Genomic DNA, 26,907 nt, shown 5'->3' with positions numbered 1-26,907 from the left:
GCGCGTGCTCAACGTGGTCGTCCTCATCTCCGGCAGCGGGACGAACCTCCGCGCCCTCCTCGAGGCGGCCGACCACGCGGAGTACCCGGCGCGCGTCATCGCGGTGGGAGCCGATCGCGACGCCGACGGCCTCCGCTTCGCCGAGGAGCGGGGCATCCCCACCTTCACCGTGCCGTTCGCGAGCTTCCCCGATCGCGCCTCCTGGGGCGACGAGCTGGCGGCGGCGATCGCCGGGTGGGAGCCCGACCTGGTGGTCCTCAGCGGATTCATGCGGCTCCTCCCGCCGCGCGCCGTGGCGGCCTTCGCGCCCCACATCGTGAACACCCATCCGGCGTACCTCCCGGAGTTCCCCGGGGCCCACGCGGTCCGGGACGCCATCGCCGCCGGGGCCACGAGCTCCGGGGCCTCCATCATCGTCGTCGACACCGGGGTCGACACCGGGCCGGTGCTCGCGCAGGAGCGCGTGCCCGTGGAGCCGGACGACACCGAGCACACCCTGCACGAGCGCATCAAGGTCGTGGAGCGCAGGCTCCTCGTCGACACGGTGCGCGCGATATCCCTCGGCACCATCGACCTCAAGGAGCTGTCCCCGGCATGAGCGGACCCCGTCACGACCCGTCCCTGTTCCGCGATCGAGACGGCATCGAGGTGGCGCGCGCCCTCGTCTCCGTCAGCGACAAGACGGGTCTGCTCGAGCTGGCCGCTGCGCTCGTGGAGGCCGGGGTCGAGATCGTCTCCACCGGATCCACCGCCAGCACCATCGCGGACGCGGGCTTCCCGGTCACGCCGGTGCAGGACGTGACCGGATTCCCGGAGGCGCTGGACGGACGCGTCAAGACGCTGCATCCTGCGGTGCACGCCGGTCTGCTCGCCGACCTCCGGCTCGAGTCGCACGAGGTGCAGCTCGCGGAGCTCGGCATCTCCCCGTTCCAGCTCGTGGTCGTGAACCTCTACCCGTTCGTGGAGACGGTGGCGTCGGGAGCCCCCGCGTCGGACGTGATCGAGCAGATCGACATCGGCGGCCCCGCCATGGTGCGCGCGTCCGCCAAGAACCATGCCAACGTGGCCATCGTCGTGTCCCCGTCGAGCTACGGCGAGGTGATCGCGTCCGTGCGCGAGGGGGGGACCACCCTCGAGCAGAGACGACGTCTCGCGGCAGCGGCGTTCGCGCACACGGCCGACTACGACCGGGCCGTCGCGGACTACTTCCGGTCGACGGTCGTCGGCACGGGGTCCTCCGAGCCGGATGCCCCCGCCTGGCCCACCAGCTGGGACGTCGCGGGCGAGCTCGCCCAGGTGCTCAGGTACGGCGAGAACTCCCACCAGGACGCGGCGCTCTACCGACGGCCGGACGGCGCGGGCATCGCCCAGGCGGTGCAGCTGCACGGCAAGGAGATGTCCTACAACAACTTCGTCGACGCGGATGCGGCGGTCCGCGCCGCCTACGACTTCGCGGAGCCGGCGGTCGCCATCATCAAGCACGCGAACCCCTGCGGCATCGCCGTGGCAGCGCCCCGCGCGGTGGACGCGATCGCCTCCGCGCACCGCAGCGCGCACGATTGCGATCCGGTCTCGGCGTTCGGGGGCGTCATCGCGGCGAACCGCACGGTCACCCTGGGGATGGCGGAGACGGTGAAGGAGATCTTCACCGAGGTCCTCGTCGCCCCCGGGTTCGACGACGCCGCGCTCACGCTCCTGAAGACGAAGAAGAACCTGCGGTTGCTGACGCTCCCGGAGGGCTACCACCGCGAGCTCCTGGAGGCGCGGCAGATCTCGGGCGGGTACCTGGTCCAGTCCGGTGACGCGTTCCCGACCGACGGCGCGCGCCTCTCGGCGTCGTGGACCCTGGCGACCGGCGAGCCCGTGGACGACCAGACGCTCGCGGACCTCGAGTTCGCGTGGAAGGCCTGCCGGGCGGTGAAGTCGAACGCGATCCTGCTCGCCCACCACGGTGCGTCCGTGGGAGTGGGCATGGGACAGGTCAACCGGGTGGACTCGTGCCAACTCGCCGTCCAGCGCGCGGGCGACCGGGCGTCCGGATCGGTGGCGGCGTCCGACGCCTTCTTCCCGTTCGCCGACGGGCTGCAGGTCCTGCTCGACGCCGGCGTCCGCGCCGTGGTCCAGCCCGGCGGATCCGTGCGCGACGAGGAGGTCGTCGAGGCCGCCCGCACCGCAGGCGTCGCCATGTACTTCACGGGCGAGCGCCACTTCTTCCACTGACCGGCATGGCGGCGCACCCCGGGGCCGCCGCCATGCCGTCGAGGCAGGCCGTCGCGACACGCCCGGGATGTGCGTGGTTTTGCGGGGGTGGGGTGGTCCGCGTAATGTCTCCTCTTGTCGCCGGAACGGGCGGGGAGCTGAGAAGCTTCCGGAGCTGTTCTGGTGTTCTGGATCCTGGTGAAACAGAAGTTGCCGTGGCCCTGAAGGGTTGCGTGTTTACCATCAACTGAGCTAGGGTCTGATTCTGCTTCTGACGTGAGTGCTGGGCCTTCTGGTCTGGATCACTCCCACGGGGAGCGGTGGAGTGTGAGCTCCGATGGCTGGCTGTGATGGTCGGTGTCGGGAGCGTCCGTTCCTTGAGAACTCAACAGCGTGCACAATGTCAAATGCCAAATGCCCGTTGCGGGTGTCCTTCGGATGCTCGTTTCGGATTCCTTTGGAATACATTTAAACAAACAAGCAAGTCAGTAATGATTTGTTCTGTCGGTTTCAAACTTGCTGGTTCGTGTTCGATTCCCGTTCACGTCTGGCTTTAGATGTGCCGATCGCTTTCGGGTGGTCGTGCGTTTAAGCATTTATGGAGAGTTTGATCCTGGCTCAGGACGAACGCTGGCGGCGTGCTTAACACATGCAAGTCGAACGGTGATGTCAGAGCTTGCTCTGGCGGATCAGTGGCGAACGGGTGAGTAACACGTGAGTAACCTGCCCCCGACTCTGGGATAACTGCTAGAAATGGTAGCTAATACCGGATATGACGACTGGCCGCATGGTCTGGTCGTGGAAAGAATTTCGGTTGGGGATGGACTCGCGGCCTATCAGGTTGTTGGTGAGGTAATGGCTCACCAAGCCTACGACGGGTAGCCGGCCTGAGAGGGTGACCGGCCACACTGGGACTGAGACACGGCCCAGACTCCTACGGGAGGCAGCAGTGGGGAATATTGCACAATGGGCGAAAGCCTGATGCAGCAACGCCGCGTGAGGGATGACGGCCTTCGGGTTGTAAACCTCTTTTAGTAGGGAAGAAGCGAAAGTGACGGTACCTGCAGAAAAAGCACCGGCTAACTACGTGCCAGCAGCCGCGGTAATACGTAGGGTGCAAGCGTTGTCCGGAATTATTGGGCGTAAAGAGCTCGTAGGCGGTTTGTCGCGTCTGCTGTGAAATCCCGAGGCTCAACCTCGGGTCTGCAGTGGGTACGGGCAGACTAGAGTGCGGTAGGGGAGATTGGAATTCCTGGTGTAGCGGTGGAATGCGCAGATATCAGGAGGAACACCGATGGCGAAGGCAGATCTCTGGGCCGTAACTGACGCTGAGGAGCGAAAGCATGGGGAGCGAACAGGATTAGATACCCTGGTAGTCCATGCCGTAAACGTTGGGAACTAGATGTGGGGACCATTCCACGGTCTCCGTGTCGCAGCTAACGCATTAAGTTCCCCGCCTGGGGAGTACGGCCGCAAGGCTAAAACTCAAAGGAATTGACGGGGGCCCGCACAAGCGGCGGAGCATGCGGATTAATTCGATGCAACGCGAAGAACCTTACCAAGGCTTGACATATACCGGAAACATGCAGAAATGTGTGCCCCGCAAGGTCGGTATACAGGTGGTGCATGGTTGTCGTCAGCTCGTGTCGTGAGATGTTGGGTTAAGTCCCGCAACGAGCGCAACCCTCGTTCTATGTTGCCAGCACGTAATGGTGGGAACTCATAGGAGACTGCCGGGGTCAACTCGGAGGAAGGTGGGGATGACGTCAAATCATCATGCCCCTTATGTCTTGGGCTTCACGCATGCTACAATGGCCGGTACAAAGGGCTGCGATACCGTAAGGTGGAGCGAATCCCAAAAAGCCGGTCTCAGTTCGGATTGAGGTCTGCAACTCGACCTCATGAAGTCGGAGTCGCTAGTAATCGCAGATCAGCAACGCTGCGGTGAATACGTTCCCGGGCCTTGTACACACCGCCCGTCAAGTCATGAAAGTCGGTAACACCCGAAGCCAGTGGCCTAACCGCAAGGGAGGAGCTGTCGAAGGTGGGATCGGTGATTAGGACTAAGTCGTAACAAGGTAGCCGTACCGGAAGGTGCGGCTGGATCACCTCCTTTCTAAGGAGCATGTGCGCCTCTCCTCTGTATACAGGGAGATCAATGGTGCCAAGTCACGCGTCAGGCATCTGTTCTGGCGGTGGCGCTCATGGGTGGAACATTGACATTGATGCCGGCTGATGTGTCGGGCTGCTAGTACGCCTCCTTGTGGGGTGGGAACGTGGTCTGGTGTGTCGAGGGCATGTTGCACGCTGTTGGGTCCTGAGGGACCGGGCCGCACCTTTCGGGTGTGTCTGGTTTCTTGTCGGACCCTTTCCGTCGTCCTGTTGTGGATGGTGGTGGGGTACCGCCCGTATATTGAGAACTACACAGTGGACGCGAGCATCTTAGATTCACCGGTTTACCGGTGGATCACAAAGATCTATTTATAGATCATTGGTCAATTCTGTCTCCTCTAGGGGAGGCGAAACGATTCAATCTCATGTGATTTCAAGATTCTAAGAGCAAACGGTGGATGCCTTGGCATCTGGAGCCGAAGAAGGACGTATAAATCTGCGATAAGCCTCGGGGAGCTGATAATAGAGCTGTGATCCGAGGATCTCCGAATGGGGAAACCCCGCCAGGCCCTTTGGGTGACCTGGTGACTCCCGCCTGAATATATAGGGCGGGTAGAGGGAACGTGGGGAAGTGAAACATCTCAGTACCCACAGGAAGAGAAAGCAAAAGCGATTCCGTTAGTAGTGGCGAGCGAAACCGGAAGAGGCCAAACCGATCATGTGTGATATCCGGTAGGAGTTGCATGGTCGGGGTTGCGGGACTTTCCGTACAGTTCTACCGAGCTGTGAGGGCAATGAGCGCGATATAGACGAATGGTCTTGAAAGGCCAGTCACAGAGGGTGCGAACCCCGTAGTCGAAATGTCGTCGCCTGTCCGGAGAGTATCCCAAGTAGCACGGGGCCCGAGAAATCCCGTGTGAATCTGTCAGGACCACCTGATAAGCCTAAATACTCCCAGATGACCGATAGCGGACAAGTACCGTGAGGGAAAGGTGAAAAGTACCCCGGGAGGGGAGTGAAATAGTACCTGAAACCGTTTGCTTACAAACCGTTGGAGCACCCTTGTTGGTGTGACAGCGTGCCTTTTGAAGAATGAGCCTGCGAGTTAGTGATATGTGGCGAGGTTAACCCGTGAGGGGCAGCCGTAGCGAAAGCGAGTCTTAATAGGGCGTATGAGTCGCATGTTCTAGACCCGAAGCGAAGTGATCTATCCATGGCCAGGTTGAAGCGACGGTAAGACGTCGTGGAGGACCGAACCCACTTCAGTTGAAAATGGAGGGGATGAGCTGTGGATAGGGGTGAAAGGCCAATCAAACTTCGTGATAGCTGGTTCTCTCCGAAATGCATTTAGGTGCAGCGTTGCGTGTTTCTTGCCGGAGGTAGAGCTACTGGATGGACGATGGGCCCCAAAAGGTTACTGACTTCAGCCAAACTCCGAATGCCGGTAAGTGAGAGCGCAGCAGTGAGACGGTGGGGGATAAGCTTCATCGTCGAGAGGGAAACAACCCAGACCACCATCTAAGGTCCCTAAGCGCGTGCTAAGTGGGAAAGGATGTGGAGTTGCATAGACAACCAGGAGGTTGGCTTAGAAGCAGCCACCCTTGAAAGAGTGCGTAATAGCTCACTGGTCAAGTGATTCCGCGCCGACAATGTAACGGGGCTCAAGCACGCCACCGAAGTTGTGGCATTTATATTATAGGCAGGCCTTCGTGGTCCAGCCGTATGGATGGGTAGGAGAGCGTCGTGTGGCCAGCGAAGCGGCGGTGTGAACCAGCCGTGGAGGCCACACGAGTGAGAATGCAGGCATGAGTAGCGAAAGACGGGTGAGAAACCCGTCCTCCGAAAGACCAAGGGTTCCAGGGCCAGGCTAATCCGCCCTGGGTAAGTCGGGACCTAAGGCGAGGCCGACAGGCGTAGTCGATGGACAACGGGTTGATATTCCCGTACCGATGAAGAACCGCCCAAGACAATCCAGTAATGCTAAGTGTCTGAATCCTTGATTCGATCCCTTCGGGGTGACGGTCTTGGCCTAGCACACGACCCTACGCTGGGGCGTTTAGCGTATTAACAGGTGTGACGCAGGAAGGTAGCTGAGCCGGGCGATGGTTGTCCCGGTCTAAGGATGTAGGGCAGAAGATAGGCAAATCCGTCTTCTATGTAGCCTGAGACCCGATGGGTAGTCCTCACGGACGAAATCAGTGATCCTATGCTGCCGAGAAAAGCATCGACGCGAGGTTCCAATCGCCCGTACCCCAAACCGACTCAGGTGGTCAGGTAGAGAATACTAAGGAGATCGAGAGAATCGTGGTTAAGGAACTCGGCAAAATGCCCCCGTAACTTCGGGAGAAGGGGGGCCTGAGGCGTGTAGGGATTTACTCCTGAAGCGTTTGAAGGCCGCAGAGACCAGTGGGAAGCGACTGTTTACTAAAAACACAGGTCCGTGCTAAGTCGCAAGACGATGTATACGGACTGACGCCTGCCCGGTGCTGGAAGGTTAAGAGGAACGGTTAGCACGCAAGTGCGAAGCTGAGAATTTAAGCCCCAGTAAACGGCGGTGGTAACTATAACCATCCTAAGGTAGCGAAATTCCTTGTCGGGTAAGTTCCGACCTGCACGAATGGCGTAACGACTTCCCAGCTGTCTCAACCGCGAACTCGGCGAAATTGCACTACGAGTAAAGATGCTCGTTACGCGCAGCAGGACGGAAAGACCCCGTGACCTTTACTACAGCTTGGTATTGGTGTTCGGTGTGGCTTGTGTAGGATAGGTGGGAGACTGTGAAGCTCGGACGCTAGTTCGGGTGGAGTCATTGTTGAAATACCACTCTGGTCACTCTGGATATCTAACTTCGAACCGTAATCCGGTTCAGGGACAGTGCCTGGTGGGTAGTTTAACTGGGGCGGTTGCCTCCTAAAGAGTAACGGAGGCGCCCAAAGGTTCCCTCAACCTGGTTGGTAATCAGGTGTCGAGTGTAAGTGCACAAGGGAGCTTGACTGTGAGACTGACAAGTCGAGCAGGGACGAAAGTCGGGACTAGTGATCCGGCAGTGGCTTGTGGAAGCGCTGTCGCTCAACGGATAAAAGGTACCTCGGGGATAACAGGCTGATCTTGCCCAAGAGTCCATATCGACGGCATGGTTTGGCACCTCGATGTCGGCTCGTCGCATCCTGGGGCTGGAGTAGGTCCCAAGGGTTGGGCTGTTCGCCCATTAAAGCGGTACGCGAGCTGGGTTTAGAACGTCGTGAGACAGTTCGGTCCCTATCCGCTGCGCGCGTAGGAAATTTGAGAAGATCTATCCCTAGTACGAGAGGACCGGGATGGACGAACCTCTGGTGTGTCAGTTGTTCCGCCAGGAGCACCGCTGATTAGCTACGTTCGGAACGGATAACCGCTGAAAGCATCTAAGCGGGAAGCCGGCTTCGAGATGAGATTTCCATCCCTTTCAGGGTGAAGGCTCCCGGCTAGACTACCGGGTTGATAGGCAGGATGTGGAAGCGAGGACTAAAGACTCGTGGAGCTGACCTGTACTAATAAGCCGATATCTTGAAAACACTTTGCTTGCGTCCACTATGTGGTTCCCGATATACGGTCGGGTGCTAATTGAACAACCAGCTTGACTGGTCGATTCATCACAGATTTCATGCCCTCGTTGGGGGTGTGTATGGGGTGTTTCGGCGGCCATAGCGAGAGGGAAACGCCCGGTCACATTCCGAACCCGGAAGCTAAGACTCTCAGCGCCGATGGTACTGCAGGGGGGACCCTGTGGGAGAGTAGGACACCGCCGGACTTAACTTGAGAATGATCGGGGAGGCCCGTCGCACATCGTGCGGCGGGCCTTCCTGCGTTAACACGCGAGCTACCCCCGTCGCTCGGGGCGCGTGCCTGTCAGCCCGCTCACATGCCGGTCATAAGGGCTGCCGTTATCGTCGTGGTTCGTGACCGAATCCCGCGAGAACGACCGCACACCCGGCCAGCCCGTCGACTCCGCTGACGGTGGACCGTCGACCACTCGAGCGACGTCCGCCGGCGTCCGCCCATCGGCGGTGCGTTCACCGCGCACAGGGATGTCGAACGCTCCCCTCGGCAGGGCGCTCTCCGCGGCCCTCGTGTCCGCGGGCGTCTCGGCCATCATCGGCCTGCTCTTCAGCGTCCTGACGCTCTTCAGCTCCAACCAGCCGAGCGCTGCCGTGCTGGTGACGCTCCTGGACTACTGGACGGTGCACACGCTCGTCGCCTTCGTCCTCCTCGCCGCACTCGCGGGGGTGGGCATGCACCGGCGGCTGTGGACGTCGATCCTCGGATCCGTCGCTGCGGCGGTGGTCGGCGCGCTCGCCGGGAGCCTCGTCGGCGCCCTGGGGCAGGGCGCCACCGTCAGCGGCGACATCGTCGGCCCGCTGCTCGAGACGCTCCTCGGCCTCAACCTGATGTTCATCCTCGGCGTCGCGCTGGCGTCCATCCTCCTGGGCCGTCGGCTCTGGGCCCGACTCGTCGCCGCGGGGGACGGGGAGGTCGAGCGGGAGCGCATCGCCCTCGTTCGGATCCCGTCATCGCGGCTCGCCGAAGGCGAGCTGACGCACCTGGACCGCCGGCCCGTGGATGCCGAGCTCGCGGACCAGCAGTGGGAGCGCTACGTGCTCGCGCTCGAGGAGCGCGGATGGTCGACCCGCGAGGTGCCGCCGGCCGACGACCACCCGGACTCCGTGTTCGTGGAGGACGCCGTGCTCGTCCTCGGCACCACAGCCGTCCTGCTCACGTCCGGGGCGGACTCGCGCCGCGGGGAGCGCACCGGCGTCGAGCGTGCGCTCGAGGACATGGACCTGTCGGTGACGTCCATCGACCTGCCCGCGACCCTCGACGGTGGTGACGTGCTGGAGGTCGGGCGCACGCTCTACGTCGGTGCGAGCAGCCGGACCAACGCGGCGGGGATCCAGCGGCTGCGCGAGATCGCCCGGCCCCTCGGATACGCCGTGGTCGGCGTCCCCGTCAGCCGGACCTTGCACCTCAAGTCGCAGGTCACGGCACTGCCGGACGGCACGGTCATCGGGTACGAGCCGCTGGTCGACGCGCCGCGGCTGTTCCCGTCCTTCCTCCCCGTCCCGGAGGCGGAGGGCGTGGCCGTCGTCGCGCTCGACGACGACACCCTGCTGCTGTCGGCCGCCGCTCCTCGCACGGCTGACCTGCTCCGCGGTCTGGGCTACGAGGTCGTCGCCGTCGACATCAGCGAGTTCGAGAAGCTCGAGGGCTGCGTCACCTGCCTGTCGGTCCGCATCGGCTGACGTCCTCGTCCCGCGCGTCCGCAGCGCGGGACGCGTCAGCACCGCACCGCTCGAGCCCGGCCCGCATCCTCGGATGCGGGCCGGGCTCTTGTGCGTCCGGCTGCTGGTCCATATCCTGGAAGGCTGCCTGGGGCTGCCATTCACGTGGTCGTCCGGTGCGGCCCACACGTGAATCGCATACGCAGCCAGGGAGGGTGTCATGACCACGACATCGACGACATACGCACGCACCGTCTCGCACCGGATCGACGAGGCGGCCGTGACCGCGTCCCCGGCCTCCCGCGCCGCAAGCTGACCTCCCCGGTCGGCGCCCCGACGTCGGGCGCGCGGCGGGCGAGCGGGAGCGGTCGGCTCGGACGCGCGGCTCGGGCTCACCGACCGTCCGCGTCTGCATGCGGATCGCCTTTCGTACCCGCGGCGCCCGACCGGATCCCCGGTCTGCTCCACCGCTCACGTCTCGCCGGGCGGCTGCTCGGCCCGCCCCGAGATCCATCCACCCCCAATTCTCCGCTGTGCGCGTGCTGACGCGCGCGGTCGCCCCGCACTCCCGGCCGCGCATCGGCCGATCACAGAAGGAATGACACGTGTCCACCTCACCGCCCGCATCGTCCGACCAGGCGCCGTCCGAGCGGCACGGCCCTCGGCCCGGCACCATCGCCGTGCTCATGCGGCTGCTGCCGTTCGCCCGGCCCGCCATGCCCAGCATCATCGCGGGCATGGTGGTCGCGCTCGTCGGCTCGCTGCTGTCGCTCGTCATCCCGCAGATCCTCCGCGGCCTCGTGGACGGCCCGCTCGGCGACGGCGACTCGGCCGCCGTGGCGCCCGCGGTGCTCCTCATCCTCGGCCTCGGGATCCTCGAGGCCGCCATGATCGCGCTCCGCCGCTGGTTCGTGCTGAAGCCCGGCACGCTCATGGAGGCGGACATGCGGAACGCGTTCTACAGGAAGCTGCAGCGGCTGCCCGTGGCGTTCCACGACCGGTGGCAGAGCGGCCAGCTGCTGTCGCGCATGGTCAGCGACCTGAACCTCATCCGCCGCTGGATGGCGTTCGGCCTCGTGCTGTTCATCGTCAACATCCTCACGATCCTGGTGGGCATCGGCTTCCTGGTCTCCATCGACTGGCGCCTCGGCCTCGGCTTCCTCGTGTGCTCGATCCCGCTGTGGGTCTACGGCTACCTCTTCGAGCAGAAGTACTCGTCCGTGGCGCGTCTCAGCCAGGACCAGTCCGGCGACCTCGCCACGAGCGTCGAGCAGTCGGTGCACGGGATCCGCGTGCTGAAGGCGTTCGGGCGCGGCAAGCACATGCACGACGCGTTCGCCGAGCAGGCGGAGGAGCTGCGCGGCACGGAGATCAAGAAGGCGAAGGCCATCGCCGGCATCTGGCTCTGGCTGCTGCTGGTGCCCGACCTGACCTTCGCACTCGCTCTGCTCGGCGGCGTGCTGCTGGCGGCCGGCGGGCAGATCTCGGTGGGCGACCTCGTGGCCTTCTTCGCGACCGCCGCGGTGCTGCGGTGGCCGATCGAGTCGGTGGGCTTCCTGCTGTCGATGACCTTCGACGCGCGGACGGCCATCGACCGCTACTTCGAGGTGATGGACGAGGAGGACGTGATCACGGATCCCGCGGACCCCGTGCGGATCCGGGAGCCCCGCGGCCACCTCGTCTTCCGGGGCGCCCGCTTCCGCTACCAGGACGCGGCCGCCGACCAGGCCGACCTCATCGACGGCGTCGACCTCGACCTGCAGCCCGGGGAGACCATGGCGCTCGTCGGCGTCACCGGCTGCGGCAAGTCCACGCTCACGGCGCTCACGACCCGGCTCTACGACGTCACCGGCGGGAGCATCGAGCTGGACGGCGTGGACATCCGCGACCTGGGCCTCGAGGAGCTGCGGAGCCGGATCGCCATGGCCTTCGAGGACGCGACGCTGTTCTCCTCCAGCGTCCGCGACAACGTGCTGCTCGGCCGCCCCGACCTCGCCGACGGCGGCCCCGAGGCGGAGCGCGTGCTGCAGGAGGCGCTCGACATCGCGCAGGCCGGCTTCGTGCGCGACCTGCCCGACGGCGTCGACACGACCGTCGGCGAGGAGGGGCTCAGCCTGTCCGGCGGGCAGCGGCAGCGGCTCGCCCTCGCGCGCGCGGTCGCCGCGGCACCCGACGTGCTCGTCCTCGACGACCCGCTGTCGGCGCTCGACGTCGACACGGAGGCGCTCGTCGAGGCGGCGCTGCGCCGCGTGCTCGCCTCCACCACCGCGCTGATCGTCGCGCACCGCCCCTCGACCGTGATGCTCGCGGACCGGGTGGCGCTCATGCAGGACGGCCGCATCACCGCGGTCGGCCGGCACTCCGACCTGCTCGCCACGAGCGAGCACTACCGGTTCGTCATCTCGAGCCTGGACGTGGAAGGGAACACCGTGCGCGAGGAGGTGGGCGCATGAGCGTCACCGGAGTCACCGGCGAGGAGCGCGACGACTTCTCCCGCGAGGAGAGCAAGCAGATCCGCCGTCGCTCGACCAGGCTGCTCGTCAGCACCATCCAGCCGGTCAAGCGGACGCTGATCCTCACGGCCGCGACGATCCTCGTGGCCACCGCCGCGAACGTCGCGGGCCCCGCCCTCATCGGCGTCGGGCTCGACCGTGCGCTGCCGTCGCTGCTGGGCACGGGCGACCCCACGATGCTCGCGCTCGTCATCGGGGCGTACGTCCTGGTCGCGGTCACGGGCGCCGTGCTGGTGGCGAAGTACCAGGTGATGTCCGCGCGCATCGCGCAGGAGATCCTGCTCGACCTCCGCAAGCGCATGTTCCTGCACACGCAGAAGCTGAGCCTGGAGTTCCACGAGACGTACACGTCCGGCCGGATCATCTCCCGCCAGACGAGCGACCTCGACTCGATCCGGGAGCTCCTCAACGGCGGCATCAACCAGCTCGTGCAGGGCGCGCTCTACATGGCGTTCACCGCGATCGCGCTGTTCTCGTTCGACTGGGTCTCCGGCCTCGTGCTGCTCGCGGCGCTCGTGCCGCTGTTCTTCCTGAGCCTCTGGTTCGCCGTGAAGTCGCAGGCGCTGTTCCGCCAGACCCGCGTGAAGTCCGCGCGGCTGATCGTGCACTTCGTCGAGACCATGACGGGCATCCGCGCGGTGAAGGCGTTCCGCAAGGAGAAGCGCAACGCGGAGGAGTTCTCCGAGCACGTCGAGGGGTACCGCGACACCAACATGCGCGTGATCCAGGTCTTCGGCATCTTCGACCCGGGCCTCATCCTCATCGGCAACGTCACGGTCGCCGTGGTGCTCCTGGTGGGCGGCCTGCGCGTCGCGGACGGGCAGCTCGGCATCGGCGCGCTGCTCGCGGTGGTGCTCTACACGCGGCAGTTCTTCGGGCCGGCGCAGGACATGGCGATGTTCTACAACAGCTACCAGTCGGCCTCGGCCGCGCTCGAGAAGATCTCGGGCGTGCTCGAGGAGGAGCCGAGCGTGCCGGATCCCGTGACGCCGGTCGACCTGTGGGAGTCCACCGGTCACGTCTCCTTCGAGGGCGTCGAGTTCGGCTACGGGAAGGGCAAGACGATCCTGCCGCGCTTCGACCTCGACATGCCGGCGGGGCAGACCATCGCGCTCGTGGGATCCACCGGGGCGGGCAAGACGACGCTCGCGAAGCTGATCTCCCGGTTCTACGACCCGTCCGGCGGCCGCGTGGCGCTCGACGGGATCGACCTCCGCGACCTGCACCCGAAGGACCTCCGGCGCGCCATCGTCATGGTGACGCAGGAGGCCTACCTCTTCTCCGGATCCGTCGCCGACAACATCGCGATCGGCAAGCCGGACGCGACCCGGGGCGAGATCCAGGCGGCCGCGGAGGCCGTGGGGGCGCACACGTTCATCGAGTCGCTGCCCGATGGCTACGACACCGACGTGAACAAGCGCGGGGGCCGGGTGTCTGCGGGTCAGCGTCAGCTGATCTCGTTCGCGCGCGCGTTCCTCGCGGACCCGGCGGTGCTGATCCTCGACGAGGCGACGAGCTCGCTCGACATCCCGAGCGAGCGGCTCGTGCAGCAGGGCCTCACCACGCTGCTCGCGGACCGGACGGCGATCATCATCGCGCACCGGCTCTCGACCGTCGCGATCGCGGACCGCGTGCTCGTGATGGAGCAGGGGCGCATCGTCGAGGACGGGACGCCGGAGTCGCTCATCCAGGGCACCGGCCGGTTCTCGCAGCTGCACGCGGCGTGGCGGGAGTCGCTGGTCTAGCTTCGGCGCGCGGTCACGGCCCGGCGCCTCCCCGCGGGGAGGCGTCGGGCCGCGCCGCGTCCGGACACCGTGCCGTCAGAGGTCGAGCGCGGGGGAGCCCGCGGGCAGCCACGCGTGCACGGCGTCGCCGTCCGCGGCGGCCAGCCAGCCGTCGCCGCACGCCATGGCCGCGGCGGGGGACGGATCCGGCCACCAGGTGTCCTGCACGGTCGGTGGGGGAGCGTCGGCGGGCGCGGCGTCGCAGCCCAGCCGGTCCGCCGGCGTCGCGGAGCGGAACCCGAGGATCGCGCCCTCGCCCCGTAGCGAGGTCTTGATGCGGATGTCGGTCGCGTCCGCGGGGATCCACGTCGGGATGCGTCCGTCGGCGTCCGCCGCCGTGGCGTAGACGCGCGCATCCGCGGGCGTGGTCATCCCGCCGACGGTGCTCGCGGCGCCGCAGCCGGTGAGGATCAGGACGACGAGGATCGTGAGCGGGGCGGCGGCGAGGGAGCGGGCGGACGGGCGACGGGGCATGCTCCCAGTCCAGCGGGGCCGCGCCCGCCGCGCATCGGCCGCGAGGCCCCGACCCTGGTCCCGCAGCATGACCTGCGCTCGGCCGCCAGGGGGACGGCGGCCACGAGGCGAGCGGCGAGCGGTCAGCGAATCACGGGAACCAGCGTGCCGCCTCGAGGTCGACGCGATAGCCCGCGTCGGTGGGGGCGTCGACCAGCGGCGTGCCCTCGGCCTCGTAGCGGGGACGGGCCTCGTCGGCGAGCCCGGTCGGCGGGTGCCCGCCGGCCCGGAGCACGCGCCACCAGGGCAGCCCGGCGCCGTGGTAGCGCAGCACCATGCCGACCGCTCGGGCACCGCGTCGGCCGAAGACGGCGGCGACGTCGCCGTACGTCATGACGCGGCCCGACGGGATCTCGGCGACGACCTCGAGCACGCGGTCGGTGAACTCGCCCGGGGTGGCGAAGACGGCCACGCGCTAGAGCGCCAGCGCGCCGATGGCCTCGCCGTACTGGGTCTCGCCGATGACCTCGAAGCCGACGTGGGTGAAGAACTCCTCCGGTCCGTCCTCACCCGGCTCCCACACGACGGTGAGCCGGTCGAAGCCGCGCGAGCGCGCCTCGTCCGCGAGCGCGAGCACCGCGAACCGGCCCACGCCGTGGCCCTGCGCATCGGCGTCGACGTTGATGCGCCAGATGCAGCTGCGGAAGATCTCCTCGTGGGCCTCGGGGTCGAAGTTGCCCATGATGAACCCGACGACCTCGTCGTCCTCCAGGACCACGCGCGGCCATGCGGTGGTCGGGTTGACGTAGGCCTCGGCGATGGAGTGCGACACGGGGGCGACGAAGGCCTCCTGGCCCGGCTTGAGCGTCAGCGTGTTGGCCGCCACGATCGTGCGGGCGCTCAGCTCTTCGAGTGTCATGTCGCTCATGGGCACAGGGTATCGGGCGGGCCTCCGTCGGGCCAGGTGCGCCGGGCAGGTCCGAGGCGGCGTCGGGGCGCGGCGCCGGGGCGCGGATGCGACCCGGACCCGCCGATGTCTCGATGTCGAGAGACAGGGCCCGCCGGGTAGGCTGGCCCACGGATCCACCGGCGACGAGCCGGACCCGGCGCGCGCCGACGGAGACGCGCACGGAGGCGACCGACGAGCATGAGGAGGACTTCGTGGAGAAGATCAAGGTAGAGGGGACCGTCGTCGAGCTCGACGGCGACGAGATGACGCGCATCATCTGGCAGTCCATCAAGGACACGCTCATCCACCCGTACCTCGACATCGACCTCGAGTACTACGACCTGGGCATCGAGAAGCGCGACGAGACCGACGACCAGATCACGATCGACGCGGCGAACGCCATCAAGAAGCACGGCGTCGGCGTCAAGTGCGCGACCATCACGCCCGACGAGGCGCGCGTCGAGGAGTTCGGCCTGAAGAAGATGTGGCGCTCGCCGAACGGCACCATCCGCAACATCCTGGGCGGCACGATCTTCCGCGAGCCCATCATCATCAGCAACATCCCGCGCCTCGTGCCCGGCTGGAACAAGCCGATCATCGTCGGCCGCCACGCGTTCGGCGACCAGTACCGCGCCACCGACTTCCGCTTCGAGGGCGAGGGCACGCTCACGATGACCTTCACGCCCAAGGACGGCTCCGAGCCGCAGCAGTTCGAGGTGTTCCAGAGCCCCGGATCCGGCGTCGCCATGGGCATGTACAACCTCGACGACTCGATCCGCGACTTCGCGCGCGCGTCGCTCTCGTACGGCCTCGCCCGGAACTACCCCGTGTACCTCTCCACGAAGAACACGATCCTCAAGGCCTACGACGGCCGCTTCAAGGACCTGTTCCAGGAGGTCTTCGAGGCCGAGTACGCCGACCAGTTCGCCGCCGCCGGCCTCACGTACGAGCACCGCCTCATCGACGACATGGTCGCCGCCTCGCTCAAGTGGGAGGGCGGCTACGTCTGGGCCTGCAAGAACTACGACGGCGACGTGCAGTCCGACACCGTCGCGCAGGGCTTCGGCTCGCTCGGCCTCATGACGAGCGTGCTCACCACGCCCGACGGCAAGGTCGTCGAGGCGGAGGCCGCGCACGGCACCGTCACGCGCCACTACCGCCAGCACCAGCAGGGCAAGCCCACGTCGACGAACCCGATCGCGTCCATCTACGCCTGGACCCGTGGCCTCGCGCACCGCGCCAAGCTCGACGGCAACGACGCGCTGAAGACCTTCGCGGACACCCTCGAGGACGTCGTCATCACGACGGTCGAGAGCGGCAAGATGACGAAGGACCTCGCGCTCCTCGTCGGACCCGACCAGCCGTACCAGACGACCGAGGAGTTCCTCGCGTCGCTCGCGGACAACCTGCAGACGCGCCTGGCCTGATCCCGCGGGCGTCTGGCGACGCCGCCGCACGCCGAGAGGCCCCGCCCCCGATCCGGGGGCGGGGCCTCTCTGCGTACGGACCGCCCCTGGCGTGTGCAGAGGGCAGACGGGCGCCGTCGCTTCCTCCCTACGGTTCTGCCCATCGCGTCGATGACGCGGTTCCGCGAGGGGCCTCGTGCCGTCCTGCGCATCTCGTGCCCCGCGGATCCACCAGCCGGCAGACGCCGGCGACAGGAGGGAACAGCCATGCCCATCCATCGAGACCCGCTCCCGCCGGACGGGAGGCGCCGGCTCCGCGCCGGACATCCCCTTGCCGCCTGCGCCCTCGCGTTCGCGCTCGTCGCCGCCGGAGGCTCCGCGGCCGATGCGGCCGCCCTGCCGCACGCGGCCGTGCCGCTCGACGCGACGGACGGCCACTACCTCGTCACGCTCAAGGAGCAGCCGGCCGCGACCTACGACGGGACCCTCGACGGGCTCGCCCGCACCAAGGTCGACGCCGGGGCCCGTCTCGACGCGCAGTCGGACGCCGTCGAGCGCTACGCCGACCACCTCGCCGCGGCGCATCGCTCGGTCGCCGACGCGGCCGGCGTGACGCCGACGCACGAGTACTCCCTCACCACGAACGGCTTCTCGGCCGAGCTCACCGCCGAGCAGGTCCGCGCGCTCGGCCGGTCCGCCGACGTGCTGAGCGTCGAGCGCGACCAGACCGTGCACCCGCAGTCGAACCCCGACTCGCGCTTCCTGGGGCTCGAGCAGAGCGGGGGCCTCTGGGACGCCGTCGGCGGGGCCGACCGCGCCGGTGCGGGGACCGTCCTCGCCGACATCGACACGGGCATCGCCCCGGACAACGCGTCGTTTGCGGGATCGCCCCTCGGGACGACGCCCGGGAGCGAGCCGTACCTCGATGGCACGGGCATCGCGTTCCGCAAGGCAGACGGGAGCGTGTTCCACGGGACGTGCGAGACGGGCGACGGGTTCGCGGCGTCCGACTGCTCCACGAAGATCGTGGGCGCGCGCTCCTTCGTCGCCGGACGCGACGCGAGCGGTCAGCCCCTGGGGCCGCAGGAGAAGAGGTCCACGCGCGACACGGAGGGCCACGGATCCCACACGGCGGGCACCGCGGCAGGGGACGCGGGCGTCACCGCCGTGATCCAGGGCAGGACCCTCGACACCATCGCCGGCATCGCGCCCGCGGCGAAGATCGCCGCGTACAAGGTCTGCTGGGCCGGACCCGACCTGACGAAGGAGACCGACGACGGCTGCGTCATCTCCGACATCGTCGCGGCCATCGACCAGGCGACGGCCGACGGCGCCGACGTGATCAACATGTCGCTGGGTGGGAGCGGGAAGTCCCCGGACTTCGAGCAGCGCGCCCTGCTGGGGGCGGCGAGCGCCGGGGTCTTCGTGGCCGCGGCCGCGGGGAACGAGGGGTCCGCGGCGGGCTCGGTGTCGAACCTGGACCCGTGGATCACCACGGTCGCCGCGAGCAGCGTCCCGGCCAACTACTCCGCGACGCTGACGCTCGGATCCGGGCAGCAGTTCGCGGGCGCATCCGTCACGATCCCCACGAAGGTCTCCGGCCCGTTCGTCCGCGCTTCGGCGGTGGGCCTCGCGGGCGCCGCGAAGCCCGAGCTGTGCGGGACGGGCACTCTCGACCCGGCCAAGACGAAGGGACGCATCGTTCAGTGCGACCGCGGCGGCAGCGCCCGCGTGGCCAAGAGCGCCGAGGTCCTCCGGGCCGGCGGGATCGGGATGGTCCTGACGAACACGACGGCGACCTCCCAGGACCTCGACACGCACTCGGTGCCGACCGTCCACCTCGACGTCGACGCGCGTCCCGCGGTCGTCGCGTACGCCGCGAAGGCCGGCGCCACCGCGACCCTCACGCCCGGCAACACGACGGGCGTCGAGAAGCCGGCGCCGCAGGTCGCCGGGTTCAGCTCCCGCGGACCCGAGACGGCGGACGGCTCGGACATCATCAAGCCCGACATCACGGCGCCGGGCGTCGGCATCCCCGCCGCGTACGCGGACATCTCCGGGAAGCCGGGCTTCGCCACGCTGTCGGGGACCTCGATGTCCTCGCCGCACATCGCCGGGTTCGCGCTCGACTACCTCGGCGTGCACCCGAAGGCGTCGCCGTCGGAGATCAAGTCCGCGATGATGACCACGGCGACGGACACCCTCGACGTCCAGGGGAAGGCCACCGCGGATCCCTTCGCGCAGGGCGCCGGGCAGATCGCGCCGGCGCGCTTCCTGCACCCGGGCCTCGTGTACCCGAGCGGACCGGAGGACTGGGCGGGGTACGCCGCGCAGACCGGCCTGGAGCTGCCGCATCCCGCGGCGGCGGTGCCGGTGTCGCAGCTGAACCTGCCGAGCATCGCGGTCGGGAAGCTCATCGGGAGCACGACCGTGACGCGGACCGTGACCTCGCAGTCGGCGGGCACCTGGACCTCGTCCGTGCAGGGGGTGGACGGTGCCGACGTGCGGATCAGCCCGGCGAAGCTGACCTTCACGGCGGCGGGTCAGACGCGCTCCTTCCAGGTGCGCATCACGGCGAAGGCCGGGGTCCCGACGGGCGGCTGGACGACCGGGTCGCTCACCTGGACCGGTCCCGGCGGCACCGTCCGCAGCCCGATGGCCGTGCATCCGGAGGCGGTCGACGCGCCGGCGTCGGTGTCGGGCAGCGGGACCACAGGGAAGGCGGCGGTGTCCGTGGACGCCGGCGTCACGGGCAGGATCGGCCTCACGGCCGCGGGGCTGGCGGCGGGGCACGTGCTCCACGACCCCTCCGACCCGCCGTCGGGCCCCACCGCGACCATGGCGGCGGAGCAGCAGTTCGCGCTGCCGATCACCGTCGCGGCGGGGGAGAAGGGGCTCGTCCTCGACGCGACCCCGCGGGACGGCGCATCCGACCTGACCATGCAGCTCGAGAGCGTCGCCGCCGACGGGTCGCGCACGCTGCTGGACCTGGAGGCGAACACGTCCGCCGCGGAGCGCATCGTCGTGCCGGACGCCCCGGCGGGCCAGTACGTCGTGTCGGTGGCCACGGAGTCGGTCGCGGCGCCGGCAGAGCAGGTGGACGTCGACCTGACCCGCTACGACGTGACCGCGTCGGGCGGCCAGGGGTCCTTCGGGGTGACGCCCCGGCAGCTGCCCGTCACGACGGGACGGAAGGCGACGTACAGCGCGTCGTGGTCGGGCCTCGACGCGGGGGCGCACTACGTCGGGCTGGTGTCCTACGCGGGATCCGACGCCACGACGCTGGTCGACGTCACGACTCCGGCCGCGGCGGCCGCGCCCGTGTCGAGCGCGCCGCCCGTGGTCAGCGGCACTCCCGACGTCGGGCGGACGCTGACGGCGTCGACGGGGGCGTGGACGCCGCAGGGCGTCACGCTGGCCACGCAGTGGCTGTCCAACGGCACGCCGATCGCCGGGGCGACGGGATCCACCTTCCGCGTGACCTCGGCGGTCGCGGGCACGGCGCTCGCCGCCCAGGTGACGGCCACCGCATCCGACGGGCAGACGGGCGTCGCCACGAGCCCGACCATCACCGCGCGGGACGTCGCGACGGTGCACCTGCAGGCGACGCACCCGCGGGGCGCGGCGAGCGGGAGCGTGCACGTGCAGGTGTCGGTGACGTCGGCCGCGAAGCAGGCCGCCACCGGGGTGGTGCGGGTGACCGTGGACGGCGTGGAGCACGACGTGCCCCTCGACGGCTCGGGCGACGGGTGCGCGGACCTCACGGGCATCGCACCGGGGAGCCGCACGGTGCAGGCGTCGTACGCGGGCGACGACCTCGTCGGCGGGGGCTCGAGCCGCGCGCAGAGGATCGTCGTGCGCTGATCGCGCGAGCCGCGCGGATCGCGCTGATCGCGCGAGCGACCACAGGAGGGCGGGTGCCGGATGGCACCCGCCCTCCGTCGTGCGCGCGGCATCCGACCCCTACACGAGATGGGGTGGCCGTGCCTGAAAGGCATCCGTGCGGAAGGCGGTGGGCCGATGCGGCGGGCGGCCCGAGGTCGCAGCGGGATGGCCGTCCTGGTGGGGATCCGCCACCGGCCGCAACTGTTACACGGCGGTAACACCGATCCGTTCTCAGGGCGAATACCCGGGGTATGTTGAGAATTCGCGCGTGTCGCAAGGGGTGCGCGCGGGCCACTCATCCCCATCTGAAGGACGTGTTCGTGATCCCACGCTCCCCCCGGCTCCGCTCGGAGTCCGACCGCGCATCATCCCTGCGTAGGGCGACGGCCTCCGTCGCCGCCACCGCCCTCGTCGCCGCCGGCCTCGTCACGTTCGGAGCAGCAGGGGCCATGGCCGCCCCTGCGCCTACCGTGGCGACGCCGGCATCGGCGCTCGAGGACGGCCGCTACATCGTCACCCTCGCGGACGACGCCGCCGCGACCTACCAGGGCGGGGTCGACGGGCTCCCCGCGACCCAGGCCCGGTCGGGCGCGCAGCTCGACGCGAAGGCCGGCCCGGTCGTCGCGTACACCGACTACCTCCGCGACCAGCAGGAGGATGTGGCCGCCAGCGTCGGCGCCGACATCGAGTACTCCTACTCCCTCACGGTCAACGGCTTCTCCGCCGACCTCACGGCCGAGCAGGCGTCGAAGCTCTCCGGCGACCGGGAGGTCGCCTCCGTGGAGCCCGACCGGATCTACCACCCCACGTCCACCCCGGCGGCCGACTTCCTCGGGCTCTCGGGCGCCGACGGCGTCTGGGCCAAGACGGGCGGTCAGGAGAAGGCGGGCGAGGGCGCCGTCATCGGCGTCATCGACACCGGCATCGCCCCCGAGAACCCCGCGTTCGCGGGCGAGCCGCTCGGCACGACGGCGGGCGCCGAGCCGTACCGCGACGGATCCGCGATCGCGTACGCCAAGGGCGACGGCACCACCTTCCGGGGTGCCTGCCAGACCGGCGAGCAGTTCACGGCGGCCGACTGCTCCACCAAGATCGTGGGCGCGCGCTACTTCGTGACGGGCTTCGGCCAGAAGAACATCGGCACCGCGGCGACGGGCGAGTACGTCTCCCCGCGCGACGGCGACGGCCACGGCTCGCACACCGCCTCCACCGCCGCCGGCGAGGCGGGCGTGACGGCCACCATCGACGGCAACGACCTCGGGGAGATCTCGGGCGTCGCGCCCGCCGCCAAGATCGCGGCGTACAAGGTCTGCTGGTCGGGTCCCGACCCCGCCGTGCAGACGGACGACGGCTGCGCCGGTGCCGACCTCGTCGCGGCCATCGAGCAGGCGACGAAGGACGGCGTCGACGTCATCAACTACTCCATCGGCGGCGGATCCGCGCAGACCACGTTCTCCGCGACCGACAGCGCGTTCCTCGGCGCGGCCAGCGCGGGCATCTTCGTGTCGGCCTCCGCGGGCAACTCCGGCCCCGACGCCTCGACCCTCGACAACGCGTCGCCGTGGATCACCACGGTCGCCGCGAGCACGGTCGCGGGCAACTTCGAGGCCACGGCGCAGCTCGGCGACGGGCAGGCCTTCGCGGGCTCGTCGATCACGGTCACGAAGCCCGTCACGGGCTCGTTCGTCACGGCGGCCTCCGTCGCCGCGGCCGGCGCCACCACGCCGGCCCTCTGCGGGCCCGGCGCGCTGGATCCCGCGAAGGCCGCAGGGAAGATCGTGCTGTGCGAGCGCGGCACGTTCGACCGGGTCGCGAAGTCGGCCGAGGTCGAGCGCGCGGGCGGCATCGGCATGGTGCTGGTCAACCCGACTCCGAACTCGGTCGACGCCGACACGCACTCCGTGCCGACCGTCCACCTCGACGCGGACGTCTACGCGGCCGTCTCCGCCTACGCGGCGACGCCCGGCGCGACCGTCACGCTGGTGCCCGACAACACGACGGGCGTCTCCGCCCCGACGCCCCAGGTCGCGGGCTTCAGCTCGCGCGGCCCGGTGCTCGCGGACGGCAGCGACATCCTGAAGCCCGACGTCACCGCGCCCGGCGTCTCGATCATCGCCGCGACGAACAACGCCGAGGGAGAGGAGCCGACGTTCGCGCTCCTCTCCGGCACCTCGATGGCGGCCCCGCACGTGGCCGGCCTCGCGCTGCTGTACCTCGGCGAGCACCCGAAGGCGACGCCCGCCGAGATCAAGTCGGCGATGATGACCACCGCGTACGACACGGTGGACGAGGACGGCGGCAAGGTCACGGATCCCTTCACCCAGGGCGCCGGCCACGTCGACGCGCGCCGGTACCTCGACCCCGGCCTGCTGTACCTCAACGACCGCGCCGACTGGCTCGCGTACCTCGCGGCCACCGGCTACGCGTCGGGCATCGACCCGGTCGACCCGTCGGAGCTCAACCTGGCGAGCATCGCGATCGGCGCCCTCACCGGCTCCGAGACCGTGACGCGCGAGGTCACGTCCACGCGCGCCGGGTCCTACACGGCGAGCGTGCAGGGCCTCGCGGGCGTCACGGCCGAGGTGACCCCGAAGACGCTCGAGTTCACCGAGGCGGGGCAGACGAAGTCGTACGAGGTCGCGTTCACGCGCACCACGGCCGACATCGACGCCTACGCCACCGGATCCCTCACCTGGACGGACGGCGACACCACGGTGCGCAGCCCGATCGCGGTGAACCCGGTCTCCATCGCCGCACCGGACGAGGTGCAGGGGAAGGGGATCACGGGATCCGTCGACGTCACCGTGACGCCCGGCACCACCGGGCCGATCGCGCTCGCCGCGGAGGGCCTGACCGCCGGCCGCGTCTACCCGAACCCGAAGGACGCGTCCTCGCCCATCTCGGGCACGGGGCCGGCCAAGGCCGAGCTGCAGTACGCGACCACCGTCCCCGCCGGCCAGCTGGCGACCCGGATCGACCTCGACTCGGCCGACGACAAGGCCGACCTCGACCTCTCGGTGTTCCGCATCGAGGGCGGGAAGCCGGTCGAGCAGTTCGACTCGGCGACGGAGTCCGCCGACGAGTCCGTGACCATCGAGACCCCGGAGGCCGGTGACTACGTCGTGGTCGTGTCGGTCTTCTCGATCCCCGCGGGCGCGACGACGCAGGACTTCACCATCACGCAGTTCGACCTGTCCGAGTCGACGGACGGGGGCGCGTTCACGGTGTCCCCGAACCCGCTCGACGCGGTGCAGAGCCAGCCGATCACGTACACGGCGTCGTGGAGCGGGCTCGCGCCCGAGACCGCGTACCTCGGTCGGGTCGCCTACTCCGGCACCGAGTCGTCGACGTACGTGCGCGTCGAGTCGGGCGCGATCCCGGCGCCGGCGGCGACCGCACCGCCCGTGATCACCGGCACGCCCACCGCCGGCCAGACGCTCACGGCGTCACCCGGCACGTGGGACCAGGAGGGCCTCAAGTTCTCCTACCAGTGGTACGCGGACGGGAAGGCCCTCGCCGGCCAGACGCGCGCGACCTACAAGGTCTCGCCGTCGGTGGCGGGCAAGTCGATCACGGTCGTCGTGACGGCGAAGCCGGCCACGGGCCCCTCGGGCACCGCGACCAGCGAGGCCGTCGTGATCAAGCTCGCGAGCACCGTGACGCTGAGCGTCAAGCCGCCCGTGCTCACGAGCGCGCAGAAGGCCGTCGTCACGGTCAAGGTCGACAGCCAGGCGAAGGCGGCGCCCACGGGCACCGTCACCGTGAAGGTCGGCTCGGACTCGTACGAGGTCGCCCTGGATGCCGCGGGCACCGGCCGCGTGGAGCTGCCGACGTACGCGAAGGGCCGGTACACCGTGACCGCGACCTACGCGGGCGACGCCGCCAACGCGGCGAAGGCCAGCGCGCCGAAGTACCTCTACGTGAGCCGCTGATCCGGCTGACGTAGGACCACCGCGGAGGGGCGGGTGCCGGGAGGCGCCCGCCCCTCTCGGCGTCCGGGCCAGGCGTGTCCCGGCCGCGTGCGTCCCGGTCGGCGCGTCAGCGGAAGATGATCGTCCGCGCGCCGTCGAGCAGCACGCGGTGCTCCGCGAACCAGCGCACGGCCTGCGTGAGAGTGCGCGACTCCTCGTCCTGGCCGATGGCCATGAGCTCGCGGGCGCTGCGCGAGTGGTCGACCCGCACGACGTTCTGCTCCACGATCGGGCCCTCGTCGAGGTCGCTCGTGACGAAGTGGGCGGTCGCGCCGATGAGCTTGACGCCCCGCGCGTGCGCCTGCTTGTAGGGGTTCGCGCCCTTGAAGCCGGGCAGGAAGGAGTGGTGGATGTTGATGATCCGGCCGCCGAGGCGCGCGCAGAGCTCGGGGGAGAGGATCTGCATGTAGCGCGCGAGCACCACCAGCTCGATGTCGTGCTCCTCGACCGCGCGGATCACGCGCTCCTCGAACGCCCGCTTCGACGCGTCGTCGGTGACGGGCACGTGCTCGAACGGCACGCCGTAGAAGCCCGCGAGATCGGCCAGCCTCCCGTGGTTGCTGAGCACCAGCGGGATCTCGACGGGCAGCTGGCCCGCGCGCTGCCGGAACAGCAGGTCGTTGACGCAGTGCTCGGCGGTGGATCCCAGCACGAGCGTGCGCAGCGGCCGGCCCACCTCGTCGAGGTGCCACGTGGCGTCGTACCGCTCGACCACGGCGGCCAGCGCGTCGGCCAGCCGGTCGTCGTCGGCCGCGCTCTGGATCTGCAGCCGCATGAAGAACCGGCCCGTGTCGGCGCTCGAGAACTGCTGCGACTCGGTGATGTCGCCGCCGGCCTCGACGATCGCGCCCGCGATGGCGTGCACGATGCCCGGTCGGTCGTCGCAGGAGAAGACGAGGACGCGGTGCGGCGGACGCGCGGGGGTGGCCTGATCGGTCATCCGTCTAGGCTATTCCCTGGCTGAGCGGATCCCGCCGGCCCCGGGAGCACTCCCGCCGTCGACGTCCTGTGGGTCTCCATGACGAACACCTCCCCCATCTTCCTGCCCGACCTCGAGCGCGCCGAGCGCTCCGGTCGTCGGCGCCCGGCACCGGGCGTCGACCCGTCCTTCCGCTTCCCCTGGGTCGGGATCCTCACGCTCGCCGCGTGCGTGTTCCTCAGCGTCACGAGCGAGATGCTGCCCACGGGCCTCCTCAGCGAGATGAGCGGCGACCTCGGCGTCGAGGAGTCGCGCGTGGGCCTGCTCGTCTCGGTGTTCGCGGTCGCGGTGGTCGTCTCCAGCGCGCCGCTCGCGGCCCTCACCCGCCGCGTCCCGCGGCACGCGCTGCTGCTCGGGGTGCTCGCGGTCTTCGCGACGAGCAACCTCCTCACCGCCCTCGCGCCGACGTTCGAGCTCGTCACCGCGACGCGCGTGCTCGGCGGCCTCGCGCACGGCCTGTTCTGGGCGGTCGTCGGCGCGTACTCGGCGCACCTGGTGCCGCCCGCGCTCATCGGCCGGGCGGTCGCGCTGACGGTCGGCGGCGGAAGCCTCGCGTTCGTGCTCGGCGTGCCGCTCGGCACCGCGGCCGGGCAGGCGTTCGGCTGGCGGGCGGCGTTCGCGGGGATCGGGGTGCTCACGCTCCTCGGCATCGTGCTGGTCTGGCGCTTCCTGCCGGCGGTGGGGCGGCCCGAGCGCGAGGCGCCGGTCGACGCGCCCGCGGGTGGTCGCGTCGGGATCCGGCAGCGCATGGCCGGGCAGGGCCTCGGCGGCGTGCTCCTCGTGTGCCTCACGGCGATGGTGATCATGATCGGCCACTACGGCTTCTACACGTACGTCGACCCGTTCGTCACGCGCGTGATGGGGATCCCCGAGCAGCAGCTCAGCGCCATGCTCTTCGGCTACGGGATCGCCGGCGCGGTCGGGCTCCTCATCGCCGGCACCGTGTTCGCGAGCCGACCGCAGCTGGGCGTGCTCGCGGGGCTCGCGGCGGCGGCGGCGGGCGTCAGCGCCCTCGCGTTCGTGCCCGGCCTCTGGGTCGTCGCGATCCCCGGCTTCCTCCTCTGGGGCCTCGCGTTCGGCGCGATCCCGACCCTGCTCCAGACCCGCATGCTGCACGCCGCGCACCCGTCGTTCCGCGACACCGCGAGCTCCTTCTACACGACCGCGTTCAACGTCGGGATCGGCGGCGGCGCCCTCGTGGGCGGCGCGCTGCTCGACGGGCTCGGCATCGCGTCGCTGCCGGGGGCGTTCCTCGCGGTGATGGCGGTGGCGGTCGTGCTCGTCGTGGGATCCGCGGGCCGGGCCGCCCGGGGTCGCGCGGCTGCCGCGCGCGAGGCTGCCTGAGGCCGGGCACCTGCGGGAGGCCGTCGGTGTCCCCAGTCGCATCGGGGCGCCCTCGGC

At 68.8% G+C, this 26,907-nt stretch carries 13 protein-coding genes and 3 rRNA genes; 12 read left to right on the top strand and 4 right to left on the bottom strand.

Features of this window, described 5'->3' with window-relative positions; genetic code table 11:
* Positions 1-4: 4 nt before the first annotated feature.
* The 8 genes from purN (at position 5) to FGD68_RS15005 (ending at position 13,824) form a co-directional block, all read left to right on the top strand.
* Complete coding sequence (purN, locus tag FGD68_RS15040) at positions 5-598, top strand: phosphoribosylglycinamide formyltransferase (protein ID WP_182480920.1); 594 nt, start codon at positions 5-7, stop codon at positions 596-598.
* Positions 595-2,220, top strand: a complete 1,626-nt coding sequence (gene purH, locus FGD68_RS15035) for a bifunctional phosphoribosylaminoimidazolecarboxamide formyltransferase/IMP cyclohydrolase (RefSeq protein WP_119373146.1) — start codon at positions 595-597, stop codon at positions 2,218-2,220. Before purN ends, purH begins: the two co-directional genes overlap by 4 nt.
* 574 nt (positions 2,221-2,794) lie before the next feature.
* Positions 2,795-4,315, top strand: a 16S ribosomal RNA gene (locus FGD68_RS15030).
* A gap of 427 nt (positions 4,316-4,742) precedes the next feature.
* Positions 4,743-7,862: ribosomal RNA gene (locus FGD68_RS15025) — 23S ribosomal RNA — on the top strand.
* Positions 7,863-7,981: 119 nt separating this feature from the next.
* Positions 7,982-8,098, top strand: a 5S ribosomal RNA gene (gene rrf, locus FGD68_RS15020).
* The 16S, 23S and 5S rRNA genes sit together here, the layout of an rRNA operon.
* Positions 8,099-8,375: 277 nt before the next feature.
* Positions 8,376-9,587, top strand: a complete 1,212-nt coding sequence (gene ddaH, locus FGD68_RS15015) for a dimethylargininase (protein ID WP_315851000.1) — start codon at positions 8,376-8,378, stop codon at positions 9,585-9,587.
* A 665-nt stretch (positions 9,588-10,252) separates the two neighbouring features.
* Positions 10,253-12,019 carry an ABC transporter ATP-binding protein gene (locus tag FGD68_RS15010; RefSeq protein WP_237610013.1) on the top strand — a complete coding sequence of 589 codons (1,767 nt, stop codon included), beginning with the start codon at positions 10,253-10,255 and terminating at the stop codon, positions 12,017-12,019.
* On the top strand, positions 12,016-13,824 hold the full coding sequence (locus FGD68_RS15005) for an ABC transporter ATP-binding protein (protein WP_104237254.1): 1,809 nt from the start codon (positions 12,016-12,018) through the stop codon (positions 13,822-13,824). The genes FGD68_RS15010 and FGD68_RS15005 overlap by 4 nt, the downstream gene beginning before the upstream one ends.
* Before the next feature lie 75 nt (positions 13,825-13,899).
* Here the strand turns inward: FGD68_RS15005 and FGD68_RS15000 are convergent, their stop codons facing one another.
* The 3 genes from FGD68_RS15000 to FGD68_RS14990 all read right to left on the bottom strand — a co-directional run bounded on the left by FGD68_RS15000 (position 13,900) and on the right by FGD68_RS14990 (position 15,244).
* Positions 13,900-14,337, bottom strand: coding sequence for a hypothetical protein (locus tag FGD68_RS15000; protein ID WP_237609624.1), 438 nt, complete (start codon positions 14,335-14,337; stop codon positions 13,900-13,902).
* A gap of 130 nt (positions 14,338-14,467) precedes the next feature.
* Entirely contained in the window at positions 14,468-14,788 is a 321-nt protein-coding gene (locus FGD68_RS14995; RefSeq protein WP_012039228.1) for an MGMT family protein, read from the bottom strand.
* Positions 14,789-14,791: 3 nt separating this feature from the next.
* Entirely contained in the window at positions 14,792-15,244 is a 453-nt protein-coding gene (locus tag FGD68_RS14990; RefSeq protein WP_119372692.1) for a GNAT family N-acetyltransferase, read from the bottom strand.
* Positions 15,245-15,477: 233 nt separating this feature from the next.
* On the opposite strand from FGD68_RS14990, the gene FGD68_RS14985 reads away from it, so the two are divergent.
* The 3 genes from FGD68_RS14985 (at position 15,478) to FGD68_RS14975 (ending at position 24,488) form a co-directional block, all read left to right on the top strand.
* Positions 15,478-16,692 (top strand): NADP-dependent isocitrate dehydrogenase, encoded by a 1,215-nt coding sequence (locus FGD68_RS14985; RefSeq protein WP_104237250.1) that lies wholly within the window; start codon positions 15,478-15,480, stop codon positions 16,690-16,692.
* 246 nt (positions 16,693-16,938) lie between these two features.
* Positions 16,939-20,535 (top strand): S8 family serine peptidase, encoded by a 3,597-nt coding sequence (locus FGD68_RS14980; RefSeq protein ID WP_119372693.1) that lies wholly within the window; start codon positions 16,939-16,941, stop codon positions 20,533-20,535.
* A gap of 335 nt (positions 20,536-20,870) precedes the next feature.
* The gene (locus tag FGD68_RS14975) at positions 20,871-24,488 is read left to right on the top strand and encodes a S8 family serine peptidase (protein ID WP_119372694.1); all 3,618 of its coding nucleotides are present in this window, start codon (positions 20,871-20,873) and stop codon (positions 24,486-24,488) included.
* A 106-nt stretch (positions 24,489-24,594) separates the two neighbouring features.
* Here the strand turns inward: FGD68_RS14975 and purU are convergent, their stop codons facing one another.
* Positions 24,595-25,467, bottom strand: a complete 873-nt coding sequence (gene purU, locus FGD68_RS14970; RefSeq protein ID WP_119372695.1) for a formyltetrahydrofolate deformylase — start codon at positions 25,465-25,467, stop codon at positions 24,595-24,597.
* 78 nt (positions 25,468-25,545) lie between these two features.
* Here purU and FGD68_RS14965 point away from each other — a divergent pair, with 78 nt between their 5' ends.
* Positions 25,546-26,850: an MFS transporter gene (locus FGD68_RS14965; RefSeq protein ID WP_237609622.1), complete on the top strand. Its 1,305-nt coding sequence runs from the start codon at positions 25,546-25,548 to the stop codon at positions 26,848-26,850.
* The last annotated feature ends 57 nt before the right edge of the window (positions 26,851-26,907 follow it).

The sequence above is a fragment of the Clavibacter californiensis genome, assembly GCF_021952865.1.
Lineage (GTDB): Bacteria > Actinomycetota > Actinomycetes > Actinomycetales > Microbacteriaceae > Clavibacter > Clavibacter californiensis.
The sequence above is the reverse complement of the archived record's forward strand: the minus strand, read 5'-3'. Positions and strand labels throughout refer to the sequence as shown.

Excerpts from the sequence above, each read along its gene's own strand:
- purH (WP_119373146.1), top strand. The coding sequence starts at position 595 with ATGAGCGGACCCCGTCACGACCCGTCCCTGTTCCGCGATCGAGACGGC.
- ddaH (WP_315851000.1), top strand. The coding sequence starts at position 8,376 with ATGTCGAACGCTCCCCTCGGCAGGGCGCTCTCCGCGGCCCTCGTGTCC.
- FGD68_RS15010 (WP_237610013.1), top strand. The coding sequence starts at position 10,253 with ATGCGGCTGCTGCCGTTCGCCCGGCCCGCCATGCCCAGCATCATCGCG.
- FGD68_RS15005 (WP_104237254.1), top strand. The coding sequence starts at position 12,016 with ATGAGCGTCACCGGAGTCACCGGCGAGGAGCGCGACGACTTCTCCCGC.
- FGD68_RS15000 (WP_237609624.1), bottom strand. The coding sequence starts at position 14,337 with ATGCCCCGTCGCCCGTCCGCCCGCTCCCTCGCCGCCGCCCCGCTCACG.
- FGD68_RS14990 (WP_119372692.1), bottom strand. The coding sequence starts at position 15,244 with ATGAGCGACATGACACTCGAAGAGCTGAGCGCCCGCACGATCGTGGCG.
- FGD68_RS14980 (WP_119372693.1), top strand. The coding sequence starts at position 16,939 with ATGCCCATCCATCGAGACCCGCTCCCGCCGGACGGGAGGCGCCGGCTC.
- purU (WP_119372695.1), bottom strand. The coding sequence starts at position 25,467 with ATGACCGATCAGGCCACCCCCGCGCGTCCGCCGCACCGCGTCCTCGTC.
- FGD68_RS14965 (WP_237609622.1), top strand. The coding sequence starts at position 25,546 with ATGACGAACACCTCCCCCATCTTCCTGCCCGACCTCGAGCGCGCCGAG.